At 64.5% G+C, this 2,451-nt stretch carries 2 protein-coding genes; both read right to left on the reverse strand.

Annotated elements, in window-relative coordinates:
• Positions 1-121: 121 nt before the first annotated feature.
• Positions 122-1,333 carry a D-alanyl-D-alanine carboxypeptidase family protein gene (locus ACZ4NT_RS38950; protein WP_467730159.1) on the reverse strand — a complete coding sequence of 404 codons (1,212 nt, stop codon included), beginning with the start codon at positions 1,331-1,333 and terminating at the stop codon, positions 122-124.
• A 428-nt stretch (positions 1,334-1,761) separates the two neighbouring features.
• The gene (locus tag ACZ4NT_RS38955) at positions 1,762-2,331 is read right to left on the reverse strand and encodes a hypothetical protein (RefSeq protein ID WP_467730161.1); all 570 of its coding nucleotides are present in this window, start codon (positions 2,329-2,331) and stop codon (positions 1,762-1,764) included.
• Between the last annotated feature and the right edge of the window lie 120 nt (positions 2,332-2,451).

A 2,451-nucleotide genomic window follows, 5' to 3' on the forward strand; every position in this document is an offset into this window, starting at 1 on the left:
TCGCCAGCCTCGTCTCCGACCGCACAGCCACCATCTGAAAACACACCACGGCCGCCCAGACATGACTCATCCGCTATCACGCACCAACTCGTAAGTACGGTATGCAGCAGCCCTGCGCCGTTCAGTTCAGGCGAAGAAGTTTCGCACGCGTATCCGGCTCGCCCAGGTGGTGCTGGAGCGCTACCGGGGCGCACACCATGCCTGTGCCCGTGCCGACTGTTACCTTGCCGACCACTGTGCCCGCCGGGGCGGAAGGCGGGATACGGTCACCCTTGATGCGGATATCCACCTTCAAGCCAGGCCAGCCGACCGCCTTAAGGTCCTTAGTTGCGACCACCGGGGTATGGCTGTTGAGGCCATCGTCGACGTAGCCTACGACCTCGCCCTTCTTGACGATGGTCATCGAGTTGAGTGTCTTTTGCGCAGCATGGATCAGTGTAATACTTTCTGCAATCGCCTTCTGAAGCTTGGCGTTGACGGTGATGCCCGTATGTATTCCGAATACGGCGCCGATGATCCGACGCTTTTTGCCGTCGATGAGAGTGTCAGCCGACCACAGCAGGTTGCCGCCGGCTGGCGTGGACGAGCCGGTCTTGACGCCGTTCACGCCCGGTTTGAGGAGGGCGCGGCCGTTGTTATTGTAGATCGTTCCGGGAACGCCGGGGATTTTGATTTGTGGGGTGTTGACGATCTCGCGGAACACCTCGTTTTGCAGGACAGCCTTCGCCAGCTTCAGTTGGTCGGCGGCGGTCGACTTGGTTGTGGCTTTCAGGCCGCTGGGGTCCGTATACGTCGTGTCGTTCATGCCTAGCACCCGGGCCGCGTCGTTCATCTTCTGCACGAACGCTTTCTCGGAAGGGGAGTCCCACCTGGCCAGCAGACGTGCTGTGTTGTTCCCAGAGGGGATCATCAGCAGCTGCAGCATCTGTTTCTCAGTGAACCTTTGACCTTTCCGGACGGCCGCGGTCGACTCGTTCTCGGCGTGGGACTCGTCCTCGGCTTGCTGGTCCACCTCGATCAGCGGGCCCTGTTTCCTTCTGTTGAGGGGGTGGCCCTTCAAAACCACGTACGCCGTCATTGTCTTGGCCACACTGGCAATGGGCACCGGCTTTTGCTCGCCTCGCATCCCCATGACGCCGACGCCCTCGACTTCCACCGCCGCTTGGCCCTCACTGGGCCAGGGCAGGCGCGGCGTGCCGCCCTCGAAGGCGTAGTGCGACTCGTGCGACAGTATGAGGGAAGGTTCGGGTAGGGAGCGCATCATCTGCACGACTATGGCAACGATCAGTAGCAGCACGACCGGCGGAGCCCAGATCTTGATCCGCCACGCCACCGTCCCCAATCCGCTCTTCGGCGGCGGGCTGTGTTTCAGCTCGGCTAGCAAGTCCAGCGGCGGCCTAGGCGATATCGGCTGCTGGCCGGATAGACCCGGCTTCCTCGGGGGTTCTACACGCGAAAGCTGGATTGTATCGGTGTCTTTATGGTGGAACATGGTCTTCTCGTCTAGTTGACATTGTGGCGTGGGGTGGGTATCCGGCCTCAAAGGGAAATGGCGGGCGGCAGAAGGGAATTTGCAGCTGCCGCTGCAGGGGGCGGGACGCGCAGGTTCCCTGCCGGTGATCATCATTGCGGGCTCGGCAGGTTCGCCGGTCTGGGGATCGCTGCGGCGATTCCGAGAGATACACGCGCCAGCTGCGCAATGGTTGCCTGGGGCGAGAAAAAAGTCTTCTGGCTCTTCGTCGATGTGCTGCGCGGGGCGGCTCAGCGCAAGGTGATCGTGGATACGAGCGCCTCGGCCAGGGTTGCCTCGCGGGTGTCGAGGTGAAAGGCGCGGATGCTGAGCTGATGGCGGGGGATCCACCACAGGCGGGCGGTGAACTTCTGGCCGCTGTGACAGGTCACCTGCCAGGCCCGATAGGTGGCCTGGCGGCCGGAGACCGGCACGGTGGCCCGGGTGATCAGGCGGCTGCCGGTGATCTCGTCCGAGTAGTTCACTTCGCCGTCCGCATTCCAGCAATTCAACCAGGTGCGGGGCCAGTCATTGTTCTCCAGGCTGCCGCTTTGATTCCCGGTCTGGGTGGCAACCTGAATGCCGGTGGCCCAGCAGTGGTCGATGTCGTGCGGGATGCCGGGCGGCTGGACACAAGCCTGGATGCCCGGCTCGGGCTGCCAGGTCGTCCAGCCGCGAGGCACCTGGAAGCTCAGCCCCTGCAGATTGACCCGGCCAGCGTTGGCTGCCGGCAGACCCCGCTCGGCCGGACGGTGCAGGAAGATGACGACGATGAGAAAAGCGGTGGCCATCACCCCCACGGCCAGCAGCGGCCACGCCACACGCGCCTGCCGGGGCGTTTGCAGCCGCGGGGGGGGGGGGGGGGGGGGGGGGGGGAGGGGGGGGGGGGGGGGGGGGGGGGGGGGGAGGGTGGGGGGGGGGGGGGGGGGGGGTGGGGTACG

This window comes from Streptomyces sp. NPDC026417 (genome assembly GCF_055567695.1).